Source organism: Bradyrhizobium sp. S3.12.5, from assembly GCF_040548225.1.
GTDB lineage: Bacteria > Pseudomonadota > Alphaproteobacteria > Rhizobiales > Xanthobacteraceae > Bradyrhizobium > Bradyrhizobium cytisi.
Genome location: NZ_JBEPRF010000027.1, coordinates 1 through 22506, shown reverse-complemented (window position 1 = coordinate 22506; position 22506 = coordinate 1). Strand labels below are relative to the sequence as shown.

At 63.3% G+C, this 22506-nt stretch carries 24 protein-coding genes; 16 read left to right on the top strand and 8 right to left on the bottom strand.

All coding sequences use genetic code 11. The features are described from left to right. Window positions 1-7: 7 nt before the first annotated feature. Together ABIC09_RS31055 and ABIC09_RS31050 are read right to left on the bottom strand one after the other, a co-directional pair. The gene (locus ABIC09_RS31055) at window positions 8-1147 is read right to left on the bottom strand and encodes an epoxide hydrolase family protein (RefSeq protein ID WP_354082359.1); all 1140 of its coding nucleotides are present in this window, start codon (window positions 1145-1147) and stop codon (window positions 8-10) included. Between the two features lie 116 nt (window positions 1148-1263). Beyond that, entirely contained in the window at window positions 1264-1719 is a 456-nt protein-coding gene (locus ABIC09_RS31050; protein WP_354111645.1) for a GatB/YqeY domain-containing protein, read from the bottom strand. 225 nt (window positions 1720-1944) lie between these two features. Here ABIC09_RS31050 and carA point away from each other — a divergent pair, with 225 nt between their 5' ends. Then, entirely contained in the window at window positions 1945-3135 is a 1191-nt protein-coding gene (gene carA, locus ABIC09_RS31045) for a glutamine-hydrolyzing carbamoyl-phosphate synthase small subunit (RefSeq protein WP_354111644.1), read from the top strand. 202 nt (window positions 3136-3337) lie between these two features. Beyond that, window positions 3338-3865 carry a cupin domain-containing protein gene (locus tag ABIC09_RS31040; RefSeq protein ID WP_354111643.1) on the top strand — a complete coding sequence of 176 codons (528 nt, stop codon included), beginning with the start codon at window positions 3338-3340 and terminating at the stop codon, window positions 3863-3865. Between the two features lie 119 nt (window positions 3866-3984). Here ABIC09_RS31040 and ABIC09_RS31035 read toward each other — a convergent pair whose 3' ends face one another. Continuing rightward, entirely contained in the window at window positions 3985-4509 is a 525-nt protein-coding gene (locus tag ABIC09_RS31035) for a Dps family protein (RefSeq protein ID WP_354111642.1), read from the bottom strand. 104 nt (window positions 4510-4613) lie between these two features. Between ABIC09_RS31035 and ABIC09_RS31030 the strand changes: the two genes are divergently transcribed. Continuing rightward, window positions 4614-5315 carry a class I SAM-dependent methyltransferase gene (locus ABIC09_RS31030; protein ID WP_148751594.1) on the top strand — a complete coding sequence of 234 codons (702 nt, stop codon included), beginning with the start codon at window positions 4614-4616 and terminating at the stop codon, window positions 5313-5315. 265 nt (window positions 5316-5580) lie between these two features. Here the strand turns inward: ABIC09_RS31030 and ABIC09_RS31025 are convergent, their stop codons facing one another. Beyond that, the gene (locus ABIC09_RS31025; protein WP_354035517.1) at window positions 5581-5952 is read right to left on the bottom strand and encodes an ArsR/SmtB family transcription factor; all 372 of its coding nucleotides are present in this window, start codon (window positions 5950-5952) and stop codon (window positions 5581-5583) included. A 113-nt stretch (window positions 5953-6065) separates the two neighbouring features. On the opposite strand from ABIC09_RS31025, the gene ABIC09_RS31020 reads away from it, so the two are divergent. From ABIC09_RS31020 to greA, 3 genes are all read left to right on the top strand, one after another. Continuing rightward, window positions 6066-7235 (top strand): MFS transporter, encoded by a 1170-nt coding sequence (locus ABIC09_RS31020; RefSeq protein ID WP_354111641.1) that lies wholly within the window; start codon window positions 6066-6068, stop codon window positions 7233-7235. Between the two features lie 143 nt (window positions 7236-7378). After that, on the top strand, window positions 7379-10843 hold the full coding sequence (gene carB / locus ABIC09_RS31015; RefSeq protein ID WP_354111640.1) for a carbamoyl-phosphate synthase large subunit: 3465 nt from the start codon (window positions 7379-7381) through the stop codon (window positions 10841-10843). 211 nt (window positions 10844-11054) lie between these two features. Beyond that, window positions 11055-11528 carry a transcription elongation factor GreA gene (greA, locus tag ABIC09_RS31010; RefSeq protein WP_027534300.1) on the top strand — a complete coding sequence of 158 codons (474 nt, stop codon included), beginning with the start codon at window positions 11055-11057 and terminating at the stop codon, window positions 11526-11528. 126 nt (window positions 11529-11654) lie between these two features. Here the strand turns inward: greA and ABIC09_RS31005 are convergent, their stop codons facing one another. Then, complete coding sequence (locus tag ABIC09_RS31005) at window positions 11655-12134, bottom strand: Lrp/AsnC family transcriptional regulator (protein ID WP_148751598.1); 480 nt, start codon at window positions 12132-12134, stop codon at window positions 11655-11657. A 267-nt stretch (window positions 12135-12401) separates the two neighbouring features. Here ABIC09_RS31005 and trxB point away from each other — a divergent pair, with 267 nt between their 5' ends. The 5 genes from trxB to ABIC09_RS30980 all read left to right on the top strand — a co-directional run bounded on the left by trxB (window position 12402) and on the right by ABIC09_RS30980 (window position 16204). After that, window positions 12402-13367 (top strand): thioredoxin-disulfide reductase, encoded by a 966-nt coding sequence (gene trxB, locus ABIC09_RS31000; protein ID WP_148751599.1) that lies wholly within the window; start codon window positions 12402-12404, stop codon window positions 13365-13367. Window positions 13368-13372: 5 nt separating this feature from the next. Then, the gene (locus tag ABIC09_RS30995; protein ID WP_007614700.1) at window positions 13373-14296 is read left to right on the top strand and encodes a LysR family transcriptional regulator; all 924 of its coding nucleotides are present in this window, start codon (window positions 13373-13375) and stop codon (window positions 14294-14296) included. Between the two features lie 447 nt (window positions 14297-14743). After that, the gene (locus ABIC09_RS30990; RefSeq protein ID WP_354111639.1) at window positions 14744-15673 is read left to right on the top strand and encodes a 4-hydroxy-tetrahydrodipicolinate synthase family protein; all 930 of its coding nucleotides are present in this window, start codon (window positions 14744-14746) and stop codon (window positions 15671-15673) included. A gap of 105 nt (window positions 15674-15778) precedes the next feature. Next, window positions 15779-15925: a hypothetical protein gene (locus ABIC09_RS30985; RefSeq protein WP_354111638.1), complete on the top strand. Its 147-nt coding sequence runs from the start codon at window positions 15779-15781 to the stop codon at window positions 15923-15925. Between the two features lie 132 nt (window positions 15926-16057). Further along, on the top strand, window positions 16058-16204 hold the full coding sequence (locus tag ABIC09_RS30980; RefSeq protein ID WP_187434884.1) for a hypothetical protein: 147 nt from the start codon (window positions 16058-16060) through the stop codon (window positions 16202-16204). A 75-nt stretch (window positions 16205-16279) separates the two neighbouring features. Here ABIC09_RS30980 and ABIC09_RS30975 read toward each other — a convergent pair whose 3' ends face one another. Then, window positions 16280-16957, bottom strand: coding sequence for an AAA family ATPase (locus tag ABIC09_RS30975; protein ID WP_148751612.1), 678 nt, complete (start codon window positions 16955-16957; stop codon window positions 16280-16282). A 346-nt stretch (window positions 16958-17303) separates the two neighbouring features. After that, entirely contained in the window at window positions 17304-17645 is a 342-nt protein-coding gene (locus ABIC09_RS30970; RefSeq protein ID WP_148751602.1) for a hypothetical protein, read from the bottom strand. A 450-nt stretch (window positions 17646-18095) separates the two neighbouring features. Between ABIC09_RS30970 and ABIC09_RS30965 the strand changes: the two genes are divergently transcribed. The 4 genes from ABIC09_RS30965 (at window position 18096) to ABIC09_RS30950 (ending at window position 20461) form a co-directional block, all read left to right on the top strand. Continuing rightward, window positions 18096-19031 (top strand): AEC family transporter, encoded by a 936-nt coding sequence (locus ABIC09_RS30965; RefSeq protein ID WP_354111637.1) that lies wholly within the window; start codon window positions 18096-18098, stop codon window positions 19029-19031. A 207-nt stretch (window positions 19032-19238) separates the two neighbouring features. After that, entirely contained in the window at window positions 19239-19706 is a 468-nt protein-coding gene (locus tag ABIC09_RS30960) for a mobile mystery protein A (RefSeq protein WP_354035509.1), read from the top strand. Beyond that, window positions 19703-20305, top strand: coding sequence for a mobile mystery protein B (locus tag ABIC09_RS30955; protein WP_354111636.1), 603 nt, complete (start codon window positions 19703-19705; stop codon window positions 20303-20305). The genes ABIC09_RS30960 and ABIC09_RS30955 overlap by 4 nt, the downstream gene beginning before the upstream one ends. Before the next feature lie 12 nt (window positions 20306-20317). Then, window positions 20318-20461 carry a hypothetical protein gene (locus ABIC09_RS30950; protein WP_354082369.1) on the top strand — a complete coding sequence of 48 codons (144 nt, stop codon included), beginning with the start codon at window positions 20318-20320 and terminating at the stop codon, window positions 20459-20461. A gap of 345 nt (window positions 20462-20806) precedes the next feature. Here ABIC09_RS30950 and ABIC09_RS30945 read toward each other — a convergent pair whose 3' ends face one another. Beyond that, entirely contained in the window at window positions 20807-21286 is a 480-nt protein-coding gene (locus ABIC09_RS30945; RefSeq protein WP_354111691.1) for an Lrp/AsnC family transcriptional regulator, read from the bottom strand. Window positions 21287-21386: 100 nt separating this feature from the next. Here ABIC09_RS30945 and ABIC09_RS30940 point away from each other — a divergent pair, with 100 nt between their 5' ends. Continuing rightward, on the top strand, window positions 21387-22295 hold the full coding sequence (locus ABIC09_RS30940) for an EamA family transporter (protein WP_354111635.1): 909 nt from the start codon (window positions 21387-21389) through the stop codon (window positions 22293-22295). The last annotated feature ends 211 nt before the right edge of the window (window positions 22296-22506 follow it).

The following is a 22506-nucleotide window of genomic DNA, read 5'->3' as shown; positions in this document are numbered from 1 at the left end:
GCATGGCTCAGCGCACCGTCGCAAAGAATTTTCTGACATCGCGCACGAACAGCTCCGGCTGCTCGAACGCAGCGAAATGCCCGCCCTTCTCCATCTCGCTCCAATGCGTGATGTCTGGAAAGTTCGGCTCCATCCAACGCCGCACCGGCGTGATGATCTCCTTGGGAAACACCGCCACACCGGTCGGCACGGTCACTTTGGGCGTCGTCCGGCGCTTGCCAAAGCTCTCCCAATAGAGCCGTGCGGACGACGTCGCCGTCTCGGTCGTCCAATAGAGCATGACGTTGTCGAGCAGCTCGTCCTTGTCAAAAATGTTTTCGGGGTGGCCGTCGCAATCAGTCCAGGCCCAGAATTTTTCCAGGATCCAGGCCGCCTGCCCGCTCGGCGAGTCCGTCAGGCCGTAGCCGAGCGTCTGCGGTCGCGTCGATTGCTGCTTGGAATAGCCGGAATCGAGATCGACATAGTGCTTGAGCCCCGCAAGCGCACGCTTCTCTTCCGCCGTCGGCTCGCCCTCGACCTTCGGCGCCGCGTTGAAGGCGAGCGTGATGTGGATGCCGGCGCAATGCTCCGCGTCCTGCCCGCCGAGCGAGGTCGTGACCGCCGAGCCCCAGTCGCCGCCTTGCGCGCCGTAACGCGTATAACCCAACCGGTCCATCAATTTGGCCCAGGTCGCGGCGATGCGGTCGACACCCCAGCCGGTGGCGGTCGGCTTGCCCGAGAAGCCAAAGCCCGGCAGCGACGGGCAGATCACGTGAAATGCATCGGCAGGATTGCCGCCATGCGCGACCGGATCGACCAACGGCGCGATCACCTTATGGAATTCGACGATCGAGCCGGGCCAGCCATGGGTGATGATCAGCGGCAGCGCGGACGGCTCCTTGGAGCGCACATGCAGGAAGTGGATGTCGAGCCCGTCGATCTCGGTGGTGAACTGATCGAAGCGGTTGAGTTTTGCTTCACGCGCGCGCCAGTCGTAGCCGTCAGCCCAATAGGCGCAGATCTCCCGGATCCATTTCAGCGGCGCGCCCTGGCTCCAGTCATCGACCAGCTCCGCCTCCGGCCAGCGCGTGCGTGCGAGGCGTGATTTGAGGTCGGCGAGGATGTCGTCACTGATGGCGATGCGGAACGGCTTGATCGCGGCGGTCATCGGTTGCCTCCCTTGTCGGCGCGCCTCTTGGCGCGAGCCCGGAATCCATTGATCAACGGAATCGGCGGCCCGATGGATTCCGGGCTCGCGCTTACGCGCGCCCCGGAATGACGGTCTCAGCCCGTCAGGGCCGCCTTCACCAGGCCGCTGGCCTTGCCGAAATCCATTTGCCCGGCGTACTTCGCCCGCAACGCCGCGATCACCTTGCCCATGTCCTTCATGCCGGCGGCACCGGTCTCGGTGATGGCGTTCGCGATCGCCTTCTTCACCTCGTCGTCCGACATCTGCTTCGGCAAGTAGGCCGAGATCACCGCGATCTCCTCGCGCTCCTGTGCGGCGAGCTCGGCGCGGCCGCCCTTGTCGTAGAGCTCGACCGATTCCTGGCGCTGCTTGATCATCTTCTGGAAGACGCCGAGCAGATCGGCATCCGATAGCGGCGGCTTGCCGTGCCCGCGCGCCTCGATGTCGGCGTTCTTGATGGTCGAGTTGACCATGCGCAGCGTGGAGAGCTTGCGCTCGTCCTTGGCCTTCATGGCCTCCTTGACCGCATTGTTGATGTCGTCGCGCAGCATGACCGTGATCCCTTCAATCCGTTGCGCCTGATCTAGGCCGTTTGCGGGAAAGAGGCCATACCGGGCCCACGGTTCATTGTTCCCGAACTGGCTGCCGAAACTGCGCAAAAATTACCCGTTCCAGGTTTGAGTACCTGAGGGGACCTGTCAAATATGCAAAAACGCATGTGAATCCGCCGTTTCCCGCTTTGACGGGCGCGCGCGGGGGGCTTATGAAGCGGGCTCATGACACAACATGAAAACGATACCGCCTGGCCGGACCATAAACCGACCGCGCTCCTTGTGCTCGCCGATGGCACGGTGCTCGAAGGCTTTGGTCTCGGCGCCGAAGGCCACGCCGTCGGTGAGGTCTGCTTCAACACCGCGATGACCGGCTATGAAGAGATCCTCACCGATCCCTCCTATGCCGGCCAGCTCATCACCTTCACCTTCCCGCATATCGGCAACGTCGGTACCAACGAGGAAGACATCGAGACGGTGAACATGGCCGCGACGCCCGGCGCGCGCGGCGTGATCCTGCGCACCGCGATCACCGACCCCTCGAATTACCGCGCCACCAAGCATCTCGACCAGTGGCTGAAGGCGCGCGGCATCATCGGCCTTTCCGGCATCGACACTCGCGCGTTGACTGCGCTGATCCGCAGCAAGGGCATGCCTAACGCCGTGATCGCACATGCCAGGAACGGCGAGTTCGATTTGCATGGGCTGAAGGAAGAAGCGCGCGAATGGCCCGGCCTCGAGGGCATGGACCTCGTGCCGATGGTCACCTCCGGCCAGCGCTTCACCTGGGACGAGACGCCCTGGCTGTGGGACAAGGGTTTTGGCCGCCAGGACAAGCCCGAGTTCAACGTCGTCGCCATCGACTACGGCATCAAACGCAACATTTTGCGCCTGCTCGCCGGCGTCGGCTGCAAGGTGACGGTGGTACCGGCAACGACTTCATCTGAAGACATTCTGGCGATGAAGCCGGACGGCGTGTTCCTGTCGAATGGTCCGGGTGATCCAGCCGCGACCGGCAAATACGCCGTGCCTGTGATCCAGGACGTGATCAAGTCGGGCACGCCGACCTTCGGAATCTGCCTCGGCCACCAGATGCTCGGCCTCGCCCTCGGCGCGAAGACCAGGAAGATGCATCAGGGCCATCACGGCGCCAATCATCCCGTGAAGGACGAGACCACCGGCAAGGTCGAGATCACCTCGATGAACCACGGTTTTGCGGTGGACGAGAACACGCTGCCGAAGGGTGCAACGCAGACCCACATCTCGCTGTTCGACGGATCCAATTGCGGCATCCAGCTCGACGGCAGGCCGGTGTTCTCGGTGCAGTACCATCCCGAGGCTTCGCCGGGTCCGCGCGACTCGCACTACCTCTTCCAGCGCTTTGCCGATCTGATGCGGCAGAAGAAGAGCGCGTAGGCGCGCTCTCGTGCCCCGGGCGCAGTGCAGCGCGCCGCTCTCGGCGGCGTGATGCACTGCTGAACCGGGGCCCATAATCTCGGCACTTTGGGTCCCGGCTCTGCGACGCACCGCTTCGCGCTGCATCGCGTCCAGGACACGAGAGGAACGTAATCCGGGCAATGCCGGTTAACGGCGTACGGTTTTCTTCCGGAGCCCTGCCATGTCCGTCGTCCGCGACTCTGCCGAACCGCTCGCCATCGTGTTCGAGGATGACGGGCTGGTGCCGAACAACATCCTCCCGTTCCTGGTCTACCAGGGCGCGGTGAAGCTCGATCCGGAGCGCCCCGAGGAGACCATCGAAAACCTGTTCGAAACCAACGATTGGGGCGGCACGTGGCGCAACGGCGTCTACGATTACCTGCACTACCACGCGACGGTGCATGAGGTGCTCGGTGTCGCGCGCGGCCATGCCCGCGTTCGCTTCGGTGGCGATCACGGCCAGGAGCTCGATATCAAGGCCGGCGATGTCGCGATCCTGCCGGCCGGCACCGGACATCAGTGCATCAACGCGAGCGGTGATTTCTGCGTGATCGGCGCCTATCCGCCCGAATCGAAGATGGAGATCACGCGGGCCACGCCGGAGAACCACGCCAAGGCGCTGAAGACGATTCCAAAGGTCGCGCAGCCGCCGGCCGATCCCGTGACGGGCAAGCACGGCGCATTGATGCGGCTGTGGAGCCAACCGTAAGGGCGGTGCTGTAGGGTGGGCAAAGCGGAGCGTGCCCACCAATCAATGTATGCCGTACGGATAGATGGTGGGCACGGCGCGCAAAAGCGCGCCTTTGCCCACCCTACGATAGTGTGCTCCTACGCCTCGTTGCCGCCTTCCTGGCGGGTGGCTTCGAACAGGAACCAGGTGCGGCGCTCGGTCTCGTCGATGAAGACTTCGAGGATGCTGGCGCTGGCGACGTCGCCAGCGTCGTCGCAGACCTCGTGCGCTTTGCGCATCGAAGCCGCGACATGCTTGTTGTCCTGCATCAGCTCGCGCAGCATCTCGCGTGGCGGGACGTAGTCCTCGTTGTTGTCCTTGATGGTCTGGAGCTTTGCGATCTGGCCGATCGACTTCACCGTGGCGCCGCCGATCTTGCGAACGCGCTCGGCGAGCTGGTCCGTGGTGGCAAAAATCTGGTCCGACTGCTCGTCGAGCAGCAGATGATAGTCGCGGAAGTGCCGGCCACTGATGTGCCAGTGAAAATTCTTGGTCTTGAGGTACAGCGCGAACGCATCGGCCAGAAGCACGTTGAGCGCCTCCGAGACCTTGGTGACCGCCTGGGGCGACAGATCGGTGGGGGTGTCGAGGTCGGGAGAAACCTTGCTGGGGACTTTGCTCACGGGAAACCTTCCTGTTAGGACGCGGACATTGACGGCACGCCGTCGCACCCCTAACGCAAGGCGAGTAGCGCGGTTCCTGGACAGGAACCGCTGGGCGGGACACCATGGACGATTGGATCGATTATTACGACTCGACGCATACGATCTATGTCAGCAAGCTGCATCGCGATTTGCACTTCCAGATCATCGCGCGGGACATCATCGGCTACATCACCTCGCCCGAGGCGACCGTGCTGGACTATGCCTGCGGCGAGGCGCTGTCGGCGAGCCAGGTGGCGGCTGCCTGCGGCCAGCTGATCCTGGCCGAGCCCGCGCCCGGCGTGCGCGGCCGATTGATCGCGCGGTTTGCGCCGAACACCAAGATCCGCGTCCGCTCGCTCGACGACGTCCGCAAGATGCCGGACCAGTCCATCGACCTCGTCGTGATGAACTCGGTCGCGCAATACATGACGGCCGAGGAGCTCGATGCCGCGCTCCTCAATGTCAGGCGCATCCTGAAACCGTCCGGCAAGCTGGTGCTCGGCGATATCCTCCAGCCGCATGTCGGCATGGGGCGAGACGTGGCGGCGCTGCTGTCCTTCGGCCTGCGTCACGGCTTCCTCAAGGACGCGCTGGTCGGGTTGGTCAGCACCGCGCTGTCAGATTACCGTCATCTGCGCGCGCGCGTCGGGCTCAAGCGCTACAGCGAGGACGAGATCGCGGCCAGGCTGAAGGCGGCGGGCTTCGCCAGCCAGCGTGCCAGCGCCAATATCGGCCACAACCGCTGGCGCATGACGTTTATCGCGCGGCCGCCTTTGGTGCGTTAAGCTTCCCGGGTGCGTTAAGCATAACGATCACCTGAGGTGGCTTGTCGTAACTCGATCGGCAATGATCGCCGTGGCCCGGTGGCGGAAGCGTCTACGCGAGAGCAGTGCATCGCTCTTCATCCTGGTTCAAATCCAGGCCGGGCCTCCAGCCTTCGCTGGCTCCGCCAGCTTCGGCTAGGCAAGCCTTGTCGTAGCGAAGGCTGCCTCGGCGAAGGGCGAAGCCGGGCGGGGCGCGGCAGACCAATCGCACTGCCTGCCCAAAACCTCAATCCGCCTTGACCTCGTCGCACTCTGCGACAAGCTGAAGCCTGTCCGCGTCCTTGGCCGCCGAGCTGAGTACGGCGTCGAGCAGGCCGGGAAAGCGTGCCTCGAGATCCTCGCGACGCAGCCGTACGAAGCGGTTCGTGCCCGCCACGCGCGTCCGCATCAGCCCGCAATCGCGCAGCTTTGCGAAGTGATAGGTGAGGTTCGACTTGCCGGAGAGGCCGTTGAAGTCGCCGCAGCAAAGCTCGCTGCTGACAGCTTCCTGCTGGGCGAGCTGATACACGATCGCCAACCGGATCGGATCGCTCAGACAATCCAGAACCAGGGGCAGCTCGATCTGCTCGCGGGTGGGGTGGGGAGGCGTGCGGCTCATGGTCCGGGAATCATAGCGATACTGGCGGAATGTTCAATAGTTCTTGAACCAATTGACTCTCGCATCATCATCTTCGATAGTTCAATAAATATTGAACATAAGGGTTGTTTGCAATGAGCGTGTTCTGGTTGGCCCTGGGGGCTTTTGCGATCGGCACCGAAGGCTTTGTCATTGCTGGGCTTTTACCGTCGATCGCCAGCGACCTCTCGATTTCGGTTTCTGCCGCCGGCCAACTGGTCACCGCCTACGCGCTCACCTATGCCGTGGGGTCGCCGATCCTGGCGGTGACGCTGAACAATATCGACCGCCGCACCGTGCTGGCGCTCGCGCTCCTGACCTTCATCGCTGGAAACCTCGCGGCGATGGTGGCATCCAACTACGGCTTACTGCTGGCCTCGCGCATGCTGATGGCGTTGGGCTCAGGACTTTGCATGCCGACGGCGCTCGCCGTCTCGGTCGCCGTCGCCTCGCCGGAACGGCGCGGTCGCGCTGTTGCGCTGGTCACCTCCGGCCTCACGGTCGCGACCGTCATCGGCGTGCCCCTCGGCAATCTCGTCGGCAGCCTGCTCGGCTGGCGCGCGACCTTCGCCATGGTCGCAATGATCGGCGCTGTTGCGCTCGCCGGCCTCCTGTTCGGCCTGCCTCGCGGCCTGCCGCGCAACACGGCCTCGCTTAGCGAAAGGCTCGCGGTGGCACGTCACAGCAATGTATTGATCGCGCTTGTGATCACGATTTTATGGGCGCTGGGCGGCTTCACCGTGTTCACCTATTTCGCGGTCCCGCTGCGCGGCCTCGGCTTCGACGCTTCGCAGATCAGCCTGGCACTGCTGGTGTTCGGCGGCGCGGCTGCGATCGGCAACATGCTCGGCGGCATCCTGGCCGACCGGCTCGGCACGCTCGCGACCGCAGCCCTCGGTCTCGCCGGCATGGCGAGCGCGCTGATCCTGCATTCGCTGGTCCTGAAACTGATGCCCGGACAGGCGCATTACGCGGTGCTGGGCGCGATCTTCCTCTGGGGTCTCTCGGGCTGGGCGTTCTATCCGGCCCAGATCGCCAGCATCATCCGGGTCGAGCCGCAGGCCTCGATGATCGCACTCTCGCTCAACGCTTCCGCCATGTATCTGGGCTTCGCCATCGGCGGGGCCCTGGGCGGCGCCGTGCTGGCCACCCTCTCGCCAAACGACCTCGGCTGGATCGGCGGCACGAGCGTTGCGGCCTCGCTTCTGGTGCATCTCGCCCGTGGCTGGCAGGCGCGGCCGAAACCCGTCAAAATTGCCGGTTGATGGGGCGTTTTTCGGGGTTTCGCCGCCCCGAAAACTGGTCTAAGACCCGTCCGCGCGCGAGGGACGACCCCGCGCTCTCGCACAAGGGGACGCGCGGCAAGCGCGCCCTTTTTTTGTGCCCGAATTCCAGCCCGCGAGCGGTGATGCCTAAACGAACCGACATCTCGACCATCCTGATCATCGGCGCCGGTCCCATCGTGATCGGCCAGGCCTGTGAGTTCGATTATTCGGGCACGCAGGCGGTGAAGACGCTGAAGGAAGAGGGCTATCGCATCGTTCTCGTCAATTCCAATCCGGCCACGATCATGACCGATCCGGAATTGGCGGATGCGACCTACATCGAGCCGATCACGCCCGAGATCGTCGCAAAAATCATCGAGAAGGAACGTCACGTCATCCCCGGTGGCTTCGCGTTGCTGCCGACCATGGGCGGGCAGACCGCGCTGAACTGCGCGCTGTCGCTGCGCCGGCAGGGCACGCTGGACAAGTTCGACATCGAGATGATCGGCGCGACCGCTGATGCCATCGACAAGGCGGAGGACCGCCAGCTGTTCCGCGAAGCCATGACCAAGATCGGGCTGGAGACGCCGAAATCGCGCCTCGCCAATGCGTCCGAGCTGAAGAAGTCGTTCCGCGACAAATACCACGCCGAACGCGAGAAGCTGTCGGGCGCGGCGCTCGAAGAGCTCGACCGCCAATGGACGCTCGGCGAAGGCGATCGCCGCAAGCGTTACCAGGAATATGCCTTCGGCCAGGCCATGATGGCGCTGTCCGAGATCGGCCTGCCCGCGATCATCCGTCCCTCCTTCACCATGGGCGGCACCGGCGGCGGCATCGCCTACAACAAGGAGGAGTTCCTCGACATCATCGAGCGCGGCCTTGACGCGTCCCCCACCAACGAAGTCCTGATCGAGGAATCCGTCCTCGGCTGGAAAGAGTTCGAGATGGAGGTGGTGCGCGACAAGAAGGACAATTGCATCATCGTCTGCTCGATCGAGAATTTCGATCCGATGGGCGTGCACACCGGCGACTCCATCACGGTCGCTCCGGCGCTGACGCTGACGGACAAGGAATACCAGATCATGCGCGACGCCTCGCTGGCGGTGCTGCGCGAGATCGGCGTCGAGACCGGCGGCTCCAACGTGCAGTTCGGCGTCAATCCCGAAGACGGCCGCATGGTCGTGATCGAGATGAATCCGCGCGTATCGCGGTCGTCGGCGCTGGCCTCCAAGGCCACCGGCTTCCCGATCGCCAAAGTCGCGGCCAAGCTCGCTATCGGCTACACGCTCGACGAAATCGCCAACGACATCACCGGCGGCGCGACGCCGGCTTCGTTCGAGCCGACGATCGATTACGTGGTGACCAAGATCCCGCGTTTCGCCTTCGAGAAATTCCCCGGCGCCTCCTCCACGCTGACGACTTCGATGAAGTCGGTCGGCGAGGTCATGGCGATCGGCCGCACCTTTCAGGAGAGCCTGCAGAAGGCGCTGCGCGGGCTCGAGACCGGGTTGACCGGCCTCGACGAGATCGAGATCGAAGGTCTCGGTCGTGACGACGACAAGAATGCGATCCGCGCCGCGCTCGGCACGCCGACGCCGAACCGCATTCTCCAGGTCGCGCAGGCTATGCGGCTCGGCTGGTCGAACGAGGACATCTTCAACTCCTGCAAGATCGATCCGTGGTTCCTCGGCGAGATGCGCGGCATCGTCGACATGGAGCAGAAGGTCAGGAAGCACGGCCTGCCCGGCAATGCCTTCGGCATGCGTACGCTCAAGGCGATGGGCTTTTCAGACGCGCGTCTTGCGGTGCTCGCCGAGACGACGGAGGCCGAGCTCACGGCGAAGCGTCACGCACTCGGAGTCCGTCCGGTCTACAAGCGCATCGACACGTGCGCGGCCGAATTCGCCTCGCCCACCGCCTACATGTACTCGACCTACGAGTCGCCGTTTGCAGGCAGCGTTGCCGACGAGAGCATGCCATCGGACAAGAAGAAGGTCATCATTCTCGGCGGCGGCCCGAACCGCATCGGCCAGGGCATCGAGTTCGACTATTGCTGCTGTCACGCCTGCTTCGCGCTGCATGACGCCGGCTACGAATCCATCATGGTCAATTGCAACCCGGAGACGGTGTCGACCGACTACGACACCGCCGACCGGCTCTACTTCGAGCCGCTCACCGCCGAGGACGTGCTGGAGATCATCGCGAAGGAGCGCAGCAACGGCACGCTGCACGGCGTGATCGTGCAGTTCGGCGGCCAGACCCCGCTCAAGCTCGCGCGGGCGCTGGAAGCCGCCGAAGTGCCGATCCTCGGCACCTCGCCCGACGCCATCGATCTTGCCGAAGACCGCGATCGCTTCAAGCGCGTGCTCGACAAGCTGCGGCTGAAGCAGCCGAAGAACGGCATCGCCTATTCGGTCGAGCAGGCCCGCCTCGTCGCGACCGATCTCGGCCTGCCGCTGGTGGTGCGCCCGTCCTACGTGCTCGGCGGCCGCGCGATGCAGATCATCCGCGAGGACAACCAGCTCAGCGACTACCTGCTCGGCACGCTGCCGGAGCTGGTGCCGGCCGACGTCAAGGCGCGCTACCCGAACGACAAGACCGGGCAGATCAACACCGTGCTCGGCAAGAACCCGCTGCTGTTCGACCGCTATCTGTCCGATGCCACCGAGATCGACGTCGACTGCCTCTGCGACGGCAAGGACACCTTCATCGTCGGCATCATGGAGCATATCGAGGAAGCCGGCATCCATTCCGGCGATAGTGCCTGCTCGCTGCCGCCGCACTCGCTCGACGCCAAGATGATCGAGGAGCTGGAGCGGCAGACCCGCGAACTCGCGCTTGGCCTCGACGTCATCGGCCTGATGAACGTGCAATACGCGATCAAGGACAGCGAGATCTACGTGCTCGAAGTCAATCCGCGCGCTTCGCGCACGGTGCCGTTCGTCGCCAAGGTGGTCGGCACGCCGGTCGCGAAGATCGCCGCGCGCATCATGGCCGGCGAGAAGCTTGCCGACTTCAAGCTGAAGAAGGCCGACTTCAAGCATGTCGGCGTGAAGGAATCGGTATTTCCGTTCGCCCGCTTCCCCGGCGTCGACACCGTGCTCGGTCCGGAGATGCGCTCGACCGGCGAGGTCATGGGCATCGACCGCTCCTTCGCGGTGGCATTCGCCAAGAGCCAGCTCGGCGGCGGCACACGGGTGCCGCGCAAGGGCACGGTGTTCGTCTCGGTGCGCGAGAGCGACAAGACGCGCATCGCCGATGCCGTTCGCGAATTGCATTCGCTCGGCTTCAAGGTGCTGGCGACCTCGGGCACGGCACGCTTCCTGACCGATGAGGGCATCCCGACCGAAAAGGTGAACAAGGTGCTGGAGGGGCGGCCGCACATCGTCGACGCCATCACCAATGGCGATGTCCAGCTCGTCTTCAACACCACCGAGGGCCCGCAGGCGCTCGCCGACAGCCGATCGCTGCGGCGCGCGGCCCTCTTGCATAAAGTGCCGTATTACACCACTCTTTCCGGGGCCGTGGCGGCTGCGCAGGGCATCCGCGCCTACCTTGGCGGAGACCTTGAGGTTCGTACCCTGCAGAGCTACTTTTCGGAAACCTGATCGCGAGCGAGAGGGCCAAGCCTCTCGCTAAGTGATTGGCGATGAAGCCACAATGGCCGGGGGAACTGTCCGGCCATGTGGTTGTTCTGTTCCGGCGCCAGACCCACATAACGTTCCGGCGGCGGCGTTTTCAGCCCCGGAAATACCGACGAATCAAGGTTGCCGCGCCCACCGTTCTTGTGGGGCGCGGGTCCGAAGAACGAGAGAAGAGATGGAAAAGGTTCCGATGACTGCGGGCGGCTTTGCCGCGCTCGGGGAAGAATTGAAGAAGCGCCAGTCCGAGGACCGTCCGCGCATCATCGAGCATATCGCGGAAGCGCGCTCGCATGGCGACCTGTCGGAGAACGCGGAATATCATGCCGCGAAGGAAGAGCAGTCCCACAATGAGGGCCGCATCGCCGAACTCGAGGACAAGCTCGCGCGCGCCGACATCATCGATATTTCCAAGCTCTCCGGCGACACCATCAAGTTCGGCGCCACGGTGACGCTGGTCGACGAGGACACCGAGAAGAAGGCGGTGTGGCAGATCGTCGGCGAGGTCGAGGCCGACGCCAAGAAGGGCCGCATCTCCATTACCTCGCCGCTGGCGCGCGCGCTGATCGGCAAGAAGAAGGGCTCGACCGTCGAGGTCAATGCCCCCGGCGGCGCCAAGGCGTACGAGATCACCAAGGTGGAGTGGCGGTAAGGATCTGCCGTTGCGTGCACTACGTTTCGAAAAGGTCGCGCGATTTGCGCGGCCTTTTTTTGTTTCGTCGTGTTGCTGTTGTGAGGCAGGCTCGCCCGCTCCACACGCGTCGTTGCGGGGGAGGCGCTACCGTCTTCCCTTCACGTCCAGCGGCACGGCCGCCTCGTATTTCGAATTATGCAGCACCAGCGACGTCCGCACGTTGCGAACATGGGGCGCGGCTGTCAGGTGCGTCACGAAATCCTGGAAGGTCGCCATGTCCGGAGCCACGCATTTCAGGATGAAATCGACCTCGCCCGACAGCATCCAGCACTCCCGCACCAGCGGCTCGGCGCGCACGAATTCCTCGAAAGCGCGCAAATCGGCTTCCGCCTGGCTGGAGAGGTGCACGGCGGCAAACACCGTGACGTCGAAGCCAAGCTTTTGTGCATCCAGCAGCCCGCGGTAGCCGTGGATATAGCCCTCCTCCTCCAGCGCCCGGACCCGGCGCAGGCAGGGCGGGGGCGAAATGCCGACCCGTTTGGCGAGCTCGACATTGGTGATTCGACCGTCGGCCTGGATCTCGGCGAGAATTTTGAGGTCGATCTCGTCTAGGTTCCGCGACACGTGACTGGAACTCCTGGGCTTTATGGCGGTATCGGGTGGGTCTGATGGCCATCCTCATAGCCGAGTCCCGCCCGTTTGCGCAATTTTATTGCGCGTTCACCCAACCGACTTTTGTTCCTTGTTGGAAAAATCCGCCGATTGGGAATGCAATTCTTGCATAGCTCATCAGAAGGCTTAGATTAGCTCTGATATTTCAGCGCCTCCGCGAGGCCTCCCGGCACGTTCCGCGCCCGCGCTGCAATCCCCCGGTGAAAGGCGTCCGTGAATATGTCCGCCCCTGTCCATGCAAAGGTCGTCATCATTGGCTCCGGCCCCGCCGGCTACACCGCCGCGATCTACGCCGCGCGCGCGATGCTCGAGCCGATCCTGATCCAGGGCATCCAGCCGGGCGGCCAGCTCACCATCACCACCGATGTCGAGAACTATCCCGGCTTCGCCGACGTGATCCAGGGCCCCTGGCTGATGGAACAGATGGAGAAGCAGGCAGTCCATGTCGGCACAAGGATCGTCACCGACCTCGTCACCAAACTGGAGACCGGGCAGCGGCCGTTTCGCCTGACCTGCGACTCGGGCGACGTCTATTTCGCCGAATCCGTGATCCTCGCCACCGGCGCACAAGCGCGCTGGCTCGGGCTGCCCTCCGAGGCGAAATTCCAGGGCGGCGGTGTGTCGGCCTGCGCCACCTGCGACGGCTTCTTCTACCGCAACAAGGACGTTGTGGTGGTCGGCGGCGGCAATACCGCGGTCGAGGAGGCCCTGTACCTGACCAACCATGCCTCGCAGGTCACCATCGTGCACCGCCGCGATCACTTCCGCGCCGAGCGCATCCTGCAGGAGCGCCTGTTCAAGCACCCGAAGATCAAGGTGATCTGGGACTCCGCCGTCGACGAGATCTGCGGCACCGAGAACCCGTACAAGGTCACCCATGTGCGCCTGAAGAACGTCAAGACCGGCGCGCTTTCGGACGTGAAGACCGACGGCGTCTTCATCGCCATCGGTCACGCGCCGGCGACGGAGCTCGTGAAAGGCCAGATCAAGCTGAAACCGTCAGGCTATGTCGAGGTGGCCCCGAACTCGACCGCGACCTCCGTGCCCGGCCTGTTCGCCGCCGGCGACGTCGCTGACGAAACCTATCGCCAGGCCGTGACGGCCGCCGGCCTCGGCTGCATGGCAGCTCTCGAGGCCGAACGTTTCTTGGCCCTGCGCGCCAGCGAGCGCGCGGCAGCGGAATAACGATCATGGCTCGAACACGCGACGGATTTACGGACATGGACTGGGACAAGCTGAAGGTGTTTCACGCGGCGGCAGAAGCGGGCAGCTTCACGCATGCGGGCGAGCAGCTCGGCCTGTCGCAATCGGCGGTGTCGCGCCAGGTCTCGGCGCTGGAGCAGGAGCTCTCGGTCTCGCTGTTCCACCGCCACGCCCGCGGCCTGATCCTGACCGAGCAGGGCGACCTCCTGTTCCGCACCGCGCATGACGTGTTCATGCAGCTGCAGGCGGCGCGCGCGAAACTGACCGACAGCCGCGAGCGGCCGAGCGGCGATCTCAAGATCACCACCACGCCCGGCGTCGGCATCAACTGGCTGATCCCGCGGCTCGGCGAATTCACTGCGCTCTATCCGGAGATCCGGATCTCGCTGATCGTCACCGACGAGGAGCTGGATCTGTCGATGCGCGAGGCCGACGTCGCGATCCGCACCCGCAAGCCGACGCAGCCGGATCTCATCCAGCGCAAGCTTTTCGCGATGGGCTTCCACGCCTATTGCTCGCCGGATTACATCAAGCGCTTCGGCACGCCGCGGACGCTGGAGGAGCTCGACTCCCATCGCATCATCACGCTGTCAGACGGCAACTTCGCGCCGCATCTGCAGAACCGCAACTGGCTGGTCGAAGCCGGGCGCAACGGCTCGGGTCCGCGCGAGGCCTATTTCAGGGTCAACAACATCCTCGGCCTGGTGCGCGCCTGTCAGCAGGGCCTCGGTATCGCGGCGCTGCCGGATTACCTGATCGAAGAACAGAGCCGCCTCGTACAGCTGTTCGGCGAATCGGATTCGATCCAGCTCGATACGTATTTCGTCTATCCGGAAGAGCTGAAGACGGTCGCGCGCGTGCAGGTGTTCCGCGACTTCGTGGTGAGCAAGGCGCAGCGCTGGCCGTCCTGATTTCCGCATGTCTGACATGCGGCTCCGGCTGTTGCTGCATACCGCTCGTCGAGCCCATACTGACTAGACGCTGAGCCTTCGCGTTGCGCATTTGTCCCCCTCCTCCAGTGGCGCGGGAGTTCAGTAATCCCTCTTGGAAGGTGATTGTGTCGGCCTCACGTGGCCAATACCTAAGCCGGGCCTTCGGGTCCGGCTTTTTTTCTGCCCAATTCGGCTTTCGCCTTCCGCGTGCATTGACAGTTTTAGGCATACCCCGCATCATTTCCAAATGATCACGAAGTCGTGCGCAATCGTCTCGAAAAAAGGCCCCCATTCGGGGACCTCGGATTTTTGCGCGCGCTAGGCTGACTTCGTCATCGCGAGCCAAATCCCGAAAACCCCGCCGCCTGGACGGGGTTTTTTCATGTGCCCTCCGTCTCAGGTTTTTCCCGAGAAGGAGATAAGAACATGACCGATTTGCGAACCCATATGCATGGACTCTGGCTGCCGCTGGTGACGCCGTTTCGGAACAGTCGCCTCGACGAGACATCGCTGCGGCGGCTGACGCGACACTACTGCACGCAGGCGATCGATGGCTTCATCCTGGGCGCGACCTCGGGCGAAGGCATGACGCTGCGCGACGCCGAGCTCGAGCGCCTCGTCGCCGTCGTGCGCGACGAGATGGCGGCCGGCCGCCGGACGTTGCCGATTGGCCTTGGCCTTTCGGGCGCGGACACCTCGCGGACGAAGGAGCGGCTCGATGAGACCGCCGACTGGCCGGTCGACTTCTATCTGATCGCGAGCCCCTATTACGTCCGGCCGTCGCAGCGCGGCATCCTCGCGCATTTCGAGGCGCTGGCCGATCACGCCGCCTGGCCGCTCGCGCTCTACAACATTCCCTATCGCTGCGCCGTCGGCATCAACAACCAGACGCTGCTGCGGCTCGCCGAGCATCCGAACATCATCGGGCTGAAGGATTGCGGCGCAAGCCGCGAGCAGTCGATCGCGCTGCTGCGCGACAGGCCGAAGGGCTTTCGCGTGCTGACCGGCGAGGACGCGAACTATTTTGAGGCGCTCAGCGACGGCGCCGATGGCGGCATTTTGCTGTCAGCCCATATCGAGACCGCAGCCTTCGCAGCCGTGCATGCCGAGCTGAAGCTTGGCAACGCGGATGCGGCAGAGGCGCACTGGCAGGAGGTCGCCGAGCTGACGCGGCTGCTCTTCACCGAACCGAGCCCGGCGCCGGCGAAGTACTGGCTGTGGCGAAGCGGCCTGATCGACAGCCCCGAGGTGCGCCTGCCGATGGTGGAGGTGAGCAGCGAGCTCGCCGCCCAACTCGATCGCGAGATCGAGCGGCGGATGAAAGTCGCGGCGCGAGAGAGCACCGCCTGTGGTTAACCGCGCACCAACTCCCTTCGCAGCTGCGGCATGGCGCATCCACGCCTCGTTTACGCAATGCCGCCTATCGTTCCCCCGCAAAGTCTTCAAACAGGGGGAATGACCATGGGGCAACGCGTTCGCCCGACCGCGGCGGAAATCTTCGCGCCTGCCGATCTTTTGCAGGGAATTTTGATGGTGTCGTCGTTCGGCTTCTGGGCGGTGATGCTCGGCCTGATGCCGGTGCTGCTGTTTCGGGTCTGGCTCGCCTGATCACGAGAGACCGCCTGCATGGTTAAGCCGGGGTCACAAATGCGCTCAAAATGCGAGCGCGGCTGCGAGCCGGAATCTTAAAACATCCTGCGTATCGTTCGACCCATAAGCGAAGAAATCGCGGGGGCGATCTTGAACAACCAGAATGATGCGGCGTCGCATTACGGCGCCGGACAGCAGGGCTTTTCCACCGAGGACATCATCTGGGCCGTCGGCATCTGGTCGGTGATCCTGACGCTGTCGCCGGTCATCGTGTTCTACATGCTGATGGTGGCTTAGCCTTCATCCTCACCCCACGAACGCAAAACGCGCGGAGCGCCGCGCGTTTGTCGTCCGGGGAAATGATTGATGAAATTATGCCGCCTGCTTGTGCATTGCGCCGGACGCCGACGCCGTGCCGCGAATGGCTTTCACTGAACGCTCGATCGCCGCCCACAGCCTTGCAATTTCCTGAGCTGCACGGCTCTCGGCCTGATACTCACGCGCGCCTTCGCCGTGGCTGAGTGCCATCAACAAATCCGAACGATTGGTGATCTGGCCGCCCCACACCGGAGCGCGGAACTTGGCCAGCGCCTCGCGGGCGATGGTGACGATCGGGCTTTCGGACTCGTCGCGACGCGCCGGAGCGCCGTTGAGCACGACCGCGTAGGGCTTGCGCGCCGCGCGGCACATCTGGATGGTTTCCTGCACCGCGTTGACGTCGAACACACCGGGACGTGCCGGGATGACCACCATCGTCGCGTTCTTGATCGCGTCGTCGACCACGGCCGAGAGATTTGGCGGCGTGTCGATCAACACCCACTCGTAGCCGTCGCGCTTGGCAGCGGAGACGATGCCGCTGACCGAGTTCACGGCCGCCTTGATCGGCGGCTCGTTGGTGCCACGCAGCTTGTGCCACAGCGTGAGCGAGCCTTGCGGATCCGCGTCCACAAGCATCACCTGCTTGCTCTGCTTGATCTGCGCAGCGAGATGTGCGGCCAGGGTACTCTTGCCCGAGCCGCCTTTACGCGATGCAAAAACAATAACGTTCATACCTCTGGCCTCCAGATTGACCCCAGGCCACGAAAATGAATCACCGCGCTGATTCGTGAAAGAAAAATTTATCGGGAGTGGCGTCGCCGCCACGAAATAACAAGACGTGTTGGCTTTTGAGTCACACTGCTGTGTGCGACGACAGACACGAACCGTCACGAATGGCTGTTCACGCTGGCAACCGCATGTTTTCCAGGCAATCGCTCGGGAAAAACAGGACTACAACTTTGCCGCGCAAATCCTCGCGCGGCTTTTGTTTCATCGCGCGCGGCCGCGATCGCTGCGGGCTCGCGGCACGCCGCGCGAACAAAACGAGTCCGGTGGCTATCGCGAAGCTGGCGCACGCCTAGCCGTCGGCGGTCTTTTTCTTCTTGGCCTTCGGCTTGGTCTTCCTCGCCACGACGGGCTTGATGTTGGTAGGCTGACCGGCGCGGACCTCGCCCGGCTCGGGGCCACGGCGGAAGAACACCGCGCATTGCGGCGACAGCTGGGACTTCTTCCGGATCATGCAGGCGGTGATGGCATCGACGTTCGGGATGAACTCGCCGCACAGGTTCATTGCATCGGGCGTGCAGGCCTGCTGCTGCTCCGGCGTGTAGGCGAAGCCTGTGCCCGGCTGGGCCAGAACGCCGAGCGCGAGAGCGAAGGTTGCAGCAGCCAAGGAAGTCCTGAAGCGAGATTCCGGCATCGATCCCCCCAAAATGTCGAGTCAGGGAGATAGTGGGTGAACGGGCGTTGGTTGGCAACGAGGCGCGAGGCGAAACCCGGGCGCTGTGCGCTCTCGGCAACAGGGAGGCCTCCGGCCATCCTCTCCGCTGTCATCGCCCGGCCTTATGCGCATTGCGCATCAGGACCGGGCGATCCAGTATTCCAGAGACGCCCGACGTTCCCTGAGAGGGCGCGACGTACTGGATCCCCCGCCTTCGCGGGATGACAGTGGTGTGCGGGGCAGCGTCCGAACAAAACCGCAAAACAACCCCATGCACAGTAGCCAGGGCCCAGGGCCACCTTGCGAATTTTCGCGATTTGCGGATTTTACGAATTTCCTTTGACACGTCGGGCAAAACACCGGCATGATGGCAGGATCGAGAGCTGCGTGGGGTGGTCGGCCTAATCTCCCCGTGAGGGGGAGGACCGCATGGCCACCGTGTTGATCGTCGCGCCGGTGTTTGCGCTGATCGCGGCCGGCTATGCGTCGGTGCTGTTTCGCTTCGTCTCCGAGGGCGCGCACAAGGGCATCTCCGAATTCGCCTTCAGCATCGCGATCCCCGCGCTGCTGTTTCGCACCATCGTCGTCTCGGAATTCCCCGACGTCAGCCCCTGGCGGATGTGGGGCGCCTATTACGGCGCGCTCGCCCTCACCTGGGTCGCGGCGCTCCTGATCTCAGTGCTGCGGCGCAAGGACCGCGAGGACGGCGTCGTGTTCGCGATCGGCTCGGTCTACGGCAACATCGTGATGCTCGGCATTCCGCTCGTGCTCTCGGCGCTCGGCAACGAAGCCGCAGGCCCGATGTCGCTGATCCTGTCGGTGAACACGCCGCTGCTCTGGCTCTGCGGCATTTTGCAGATGGAGCTTGTCAGCCGCAAGCGCACCGGCTCGGCGCTGGCGGTGATCCGTCCCGTGCTCGCAGATCTCGCGCGCAATCCGCTGATGCTGGGGATCGGCTTCGGCGTGGTCTGGCGTTTCACCGGCCTCGGCCTCAACCCCGTTGTCGACAAGACGATCGAGCTGCTCGCGCAGGCGGGATCGCCGGCCGCGCTGATCGCGCTCGGCATCAACCTGTTCCGGTTCGAGGTAAAAGGCGAGATGCCGAGCGTCGTCGCGATGAGCGCGCTCAAGCTGCTGGCGATGCCGGCGGCGGCATTCGTGCTGGCAAACCTGCTCAACCTGCCGCCGGTCGTGACCGGCGTCGTCGTGCTGTTCGCGGCGATGCCGACCGGCGCGAACGCGTATATTTTTGCGGTCCAGTATCAGCGGCTGGTGAACCCGGTGTCGGGCGCGGTGGCGCTGGGGACGCTGCTGGCGGCGGTGACGTTGCCGGTGGTGGTGGTGATGGTGGCGGGGGTGAGGTAGGGGTTCGCTGCGCCTACCCGGCGACCTCGTACCGGAATACCACGAAAAGGGCCCGTTTTAGCGGGCTTTCGAGAGCGTCGCTCAAAGTCGTATACTTAAATATACCCAAATTTTGGCATTTGGATATAGATTGATATACAGATTGTTGTCATCTGGATATATATAAGTATCCAAGTTAGACATCCATGTAGCTCGATGGGTCGACAAATGGGCGTCAAAACTATCGTTCAGCAGCAGTATCGCAACATCGTCGACAGCGCGGCCGCAAGCGCGGCCGGCCTGAAAGCGCCGCCCGAAGGCTGGCTGCGCACGGTCCGCAGCGCGCTCGGCATGTCGGGTGCCGACGTCGCAAAGAAAATGGGCGTCACCCGCGCACGCGTTCCCGCGGCAGAGCGCGCCGAACTCGCAGGCGGCGTCACCCTGAAATCAATGCAGGCGGCAGCCGAGGCGATGGGGTGTCGCTTCGTCTATGCGATCGTTCCGGCATCGGGACATGTCGAGGATATCATCACCGCCCAAGCTCGAAAAAAAGCCATGGCCATCGTTGGCACAGCCAGCACGCACATGGCCCTCGAAAACCAGAAACTGCCGGATGACAAAATTGATCAGGAAGTCGAACGTCTCACCCGTGAGATCGCGCAGGAAATGCCTCCGAATTTCTGGAGCGATCAATGATCGGGGATCTCCAGTATCCCGACGCAGCGACGCCGCTCGACCCAAACGAGCTTGACGGGCTGAAGCATAAACACATCACGACGCAAGGCGAGCTCGATCAACTGGAACAGGCCAACATCGGGTCCGGCTTGCGCTGGCTCGGTCGGCAGAGAGCCCACGTTCTGACCGACGACTTCGTCATCACCTTGCACAAGCGCTTGTTCGGCGACGTCTGGAACTGGGCGGGAACGTTCCGAAAGACTGGAAAGAACATCGGCATCGATCCCGTCCACATCCCTGTGGAGCTTCGAACCCTCATGGGTGACGCCCAGTATTGGGCTGACAACAAAATCTACCCGCCTTCCGAAGCTGCCATTCGCTTGCACCATCGCCTCGTCAAAATTCATCCGTTTCCCAATGGCAACGGCAGGCACGCCCGCATCATGGCGGATGCTGTCCTGGACCGCGTCTGCAAGGCAAAGCCAATCGATTGGGCAGGCGGACATGATCTTCAAAAGATGAACGAACGACGTACCGCTTACATTGCGGCCCTCAAGGCTGCGGACCAGGATGATATTGGTCCTTTGATCAGGTTCGTTGGTCCGCGAGATGATCTCTGAAGCGCGAAGCTATTGGATCTGCCGTCCGCCGCCGTCGTCGTGCTGTTCGCAGCGATGCCGACCGGCGTGAACGCCTACATCTTCGCGGCGCAGCATCAGCGGCTGGTGAACACAGTGTCGGGCGGGTGGCGCTGGGGACGTTGCTGGCGGCGTTGACGTTGCCAGCGCGGTGATGGTGGTGGCGGGGGTGAGTAGCGCCGCGCCGCTCAGGCAGCCCAGTCCACAATCGCGTCAATGAAAGTCCGAGCCTGGCGGATCGCATCCAGCCTCGTGGCGCAGACCCCGACCGACACGGTTCGGCCCTTTCCGACGGTCCACTGCCAACCGGATAAATAGCTCATTCTAGCGATCGAGAAGCTTACGCCGCGATGTTCCACCGAGGACCTCCGCTGACATGTTGCTGTATCCAAAAGCTTACTCCAAATGCTGAACATGATCCAGCCGAACGCAGCCAGCAGGCCTCATGTCCGGGCGTTTGCAACAACTGTCAGCAGCACGGCATCACAACTTGTCGCCGCGGAGGAGTGGCGGCAAGCGCCTCTTGACCGGGGAGGACTGGATGATCGACGTGTTGGTCATCGCATAGGGGATGACTTGGTCGATCAGTTTCTCCAGGTCCTCGACAGATTGGACATGGGCTCGCGCGATAAAACAGTCCTCGCCGGTAATTCGATCACACTCCACGATCTCCCGCAGTCCGCGCAGGACGTCCGCGACTTTCTGCAGTTGTCCGGGAATGGGCCTGATGCGCAACCAAGCCGCGACTGGCAGGCCCAAGGCCTTTGGATTGATCGCAAGCGTGTAGCCCTCGATCACGCCGACTTCCTCCAGGCGCTTGATCCTTTCGGACACGCTCGGCGACGATAGACCGACTGAACGGGCCAGATCGGCGATGCTCATCCGGGCGTCGTCGGCCAGGGCATCCAGAATGCGGACATCGGTTACGTCCAGATCGCCATTTTCATATCGAAGGCGTTTCACGTCGTTCACCTTTGATCAATGGAGGATTGCCGCAGTCTAGTCTTCCGGATGGCATTTTAAAGAGCCGCTGCGGCTCTCATACTTAGGTGTGAGGAACCGCATGCCCAATCTCGGCCTGACATTCACCAAGGTCGCTCAGTCCGCCCCACCACATGCCTGGTTCGGCGTGAGCGCCATATTCCACTACCTGGGCCCGTCCTTCGCCGTCCTGCTTTTCCCGGCAGTCGGCGTCCTCGGCGTCGCCTGGATGCGGATTGCGTCCGCTGCGGTCATCTTTGCGCCGTGGACCAAGCCATGGCGGACGATCAAGCGCGCCGACCCGCGAACGCGATTTATGCTCATCAGCCTCGGCGGCTGTCTCGCGATAATGAACACGTCGTTCTATCTGGCGCTCGATCGACTGCCCATGAGCCTGGTTGCGGCGATGGAGTTTGTTGGGACGATAGGCGTTGCGTTGTACGGACTCCGGACGGCTCGCAATTTTGCGGCGCTAGCGCTCGCGGCGCTCGGTGTGTTTCTGCTGATCGACGTGAAATGGTCAACCGACCCGCTCGGGCTGTTCTGGGCGTTTCTGAACAGCGCACTGTTCGTCGGCTATATCATACTGGGACACAAGATATCCGAGGGCGGCGCGAGCGGCGGCGTTGAGCGGCTCGGAGCGGCGATGGCAATAGCGTTCTTGTTCATCATGCCGATTGGGTTCGTCCAAGCCGCAAAGGCCTTCGCGACGCCCGTGCTGGTCCTCGCGGGTGTCGCCGTGGGTGCCTGCTCATCCGTCATACCCTATGTCTGCGATCAGTTGGCGATGTCCCGCCTGCCGCGGGCGAGTTTCGCCCTGATGCTCGCGCTGCTGCCAGCGACGGCCACCCTGCTCGGCCTCATGGTCCTGGCGCAAATCCCCAGCGGGCAAGACATCATCGGCGTATTGCTCGTCATGTCAGGGGTCGCAATCCACAAACCCGCGGTGCCGGAAGCGCCTATTCCGAAGTTGGCATCCACGGCGCCGTGAGCTTCTTGTTGCCGATGGCCTAGCGAACGATGGCGCGGGATCGGGGAGTTACGGAGTTACGGTGCACGAGATTGCGCATTGCGGACAGCGAGCACGCTGTGGGATCGGGAGTTTTATGCACTGAAGATCATCTAGCCGGCCTTCGCGACCAAGAAGGCGGTGGAGCTAAAGTGAGTTCGAAGTCATCGAATCACTTTTGGGCCACGAGGAG

What these genes read in the sequence shown, in the direction of transcription:
- ABIC09_RS31055 (WP_354082359.1), bottom strand. Translation starts at nt 1,147, where the DNA reads ATGACCGCCGCGATCAAGCCGTTCCGCATCGCCATCAGTGACGACATC.
- ABIC09_RS31050 (WP_354111645.1), bottom strand. Translation starts at nt 1,719, where the DNA reads ATGCTGCGCGACGACATCAACAATGCGGTCAAGGAGGCCATGAAGGCC.
- carA (WP_354111644.1), top strand. Translation starts at nt 1,945, where the DNA reads ATGACACAACATGAAAACGATACCGCCTGGCCGGACCATAAACCGACC.
- ABIC09_RS31040 (WP_354111643.1), top strand. Translation starts at nt 3,338, where the DNA reads ATGTCCGTCGTCCGCGACTCTGCCGAACCGCTCGCCATCGTGTTCGAG.
- ABIC09_RS31030 (WP_148751594.1), top strand. Translation starts at nt 4,614, where the DNA reads ATGGACGATTGGATCGATTATTACGACTCGACGCATACGATCTATGTC.
- ABIC09_RS31025 (WP_354035517.1), bottom strand. Translation starts at nt 5,952, where the DNA reads ATGAGCCGCACGCCTCCCCACCCCACCCGCGAGCAGATCGAGCTGCCC.
- ABIC09_RS31020 (WP_354111641.1), top strand. Translation starts at nt 6,066, where the DNA reads ATGAGCGTGTTCTGGTTGGCCCTGGGGGCTTTTGCGATCGGCACCGAA.
- carB (WP_354111640.1), top strand. Translation starts at nt 7,379, where the DNA reads ATGCCTAAACGAACCGACATCTCGACCATCCTGATCATCGGCGCCGGT.
- greA (WP_027534300.1), top strand. Translation starts at nt 11,055, where the DNA reads ATGGAAAAGGTTCCGATGACTGCGGGCGGCTTTGCCGCGCTCGGGGAA.
- trxB (WP_148751599.1), top strand. Translation starts at nt 12,402, where the DNA reads ATGTCCGCCCCTGTCCATGCAAAGGTCGTCATCATTGGCTCCGGCCCC.
- ABIC09_RS30995 (WP_007614700.1), top strand. Translation starts at nt 13,373, where the DNA reads ATGGCTCGAACACGCGACGGATTTACGGACATGGACTGGGACAAGCTG.
- ABIC09_RS30990 (WP_354111639.1), top strand. Translation starts at nt 14,744, where the DNA reads ATGACCGATTTGCGAACCCATATGCATGGACTCTGGCTGCCGCTGGTG.
- ABIC09_RS30985 (WP_354111638.1), top strand. Translation starts at nt 15,779, where the DNA reads ATGGGGCAACGCGTTCGCCCGACCGCGGCGGAAATCTTCGCGCCTGCC.
- ABIC09_RS30975 (WP_148751612.1), bottom strand. Translation starts at nt 16,957, where the DNA reads ATGAACGTTATTGTTTTTGCATCGCGTAAAGGCGGCTCGGGCAAGAGT.
- ABIC09_RS30970 (WP_148751602.1), bottom strand. Translation starts at nt 17,645, where the DNA reads ATGCCGGAATCTCGCTTCAGGACTTCCTTGGCTGCTGCAACCTTCGCT.
- ABIC09_RS30965 (WP_354111637.1), top strand. Translation starts at nt 18,096, where the DNA reads ATGGCCACCGTGTTGATCGTCGCGCCGGTGTTTGCGCTGATCGCGGCC.
- ABIC09_RS30960 (WP_354035509.1), top strand. Translation starts at nt 19,239, where the DNA reads ATGGGCGTCAAAACTATCGTTCAGCAGCAGTATCGCAACATCGTCGAC.
- ABIC09_RS30955 (WP_354111636.1), top strand. Translation starts at nt 19,703, where the DNA reads ATGATCGGGGATCTCCAGTATCCCGACGCAGCGACGCCGCTCGACCCA.
- ABIC09_RS30940 (WP_354111635.1), top strand. Translation starts at nt 21,387, where the DNA reads ATGCCCAATCTCGGCCTGACATTCACCAAGGTCGCTCAGTCCGCCCCA.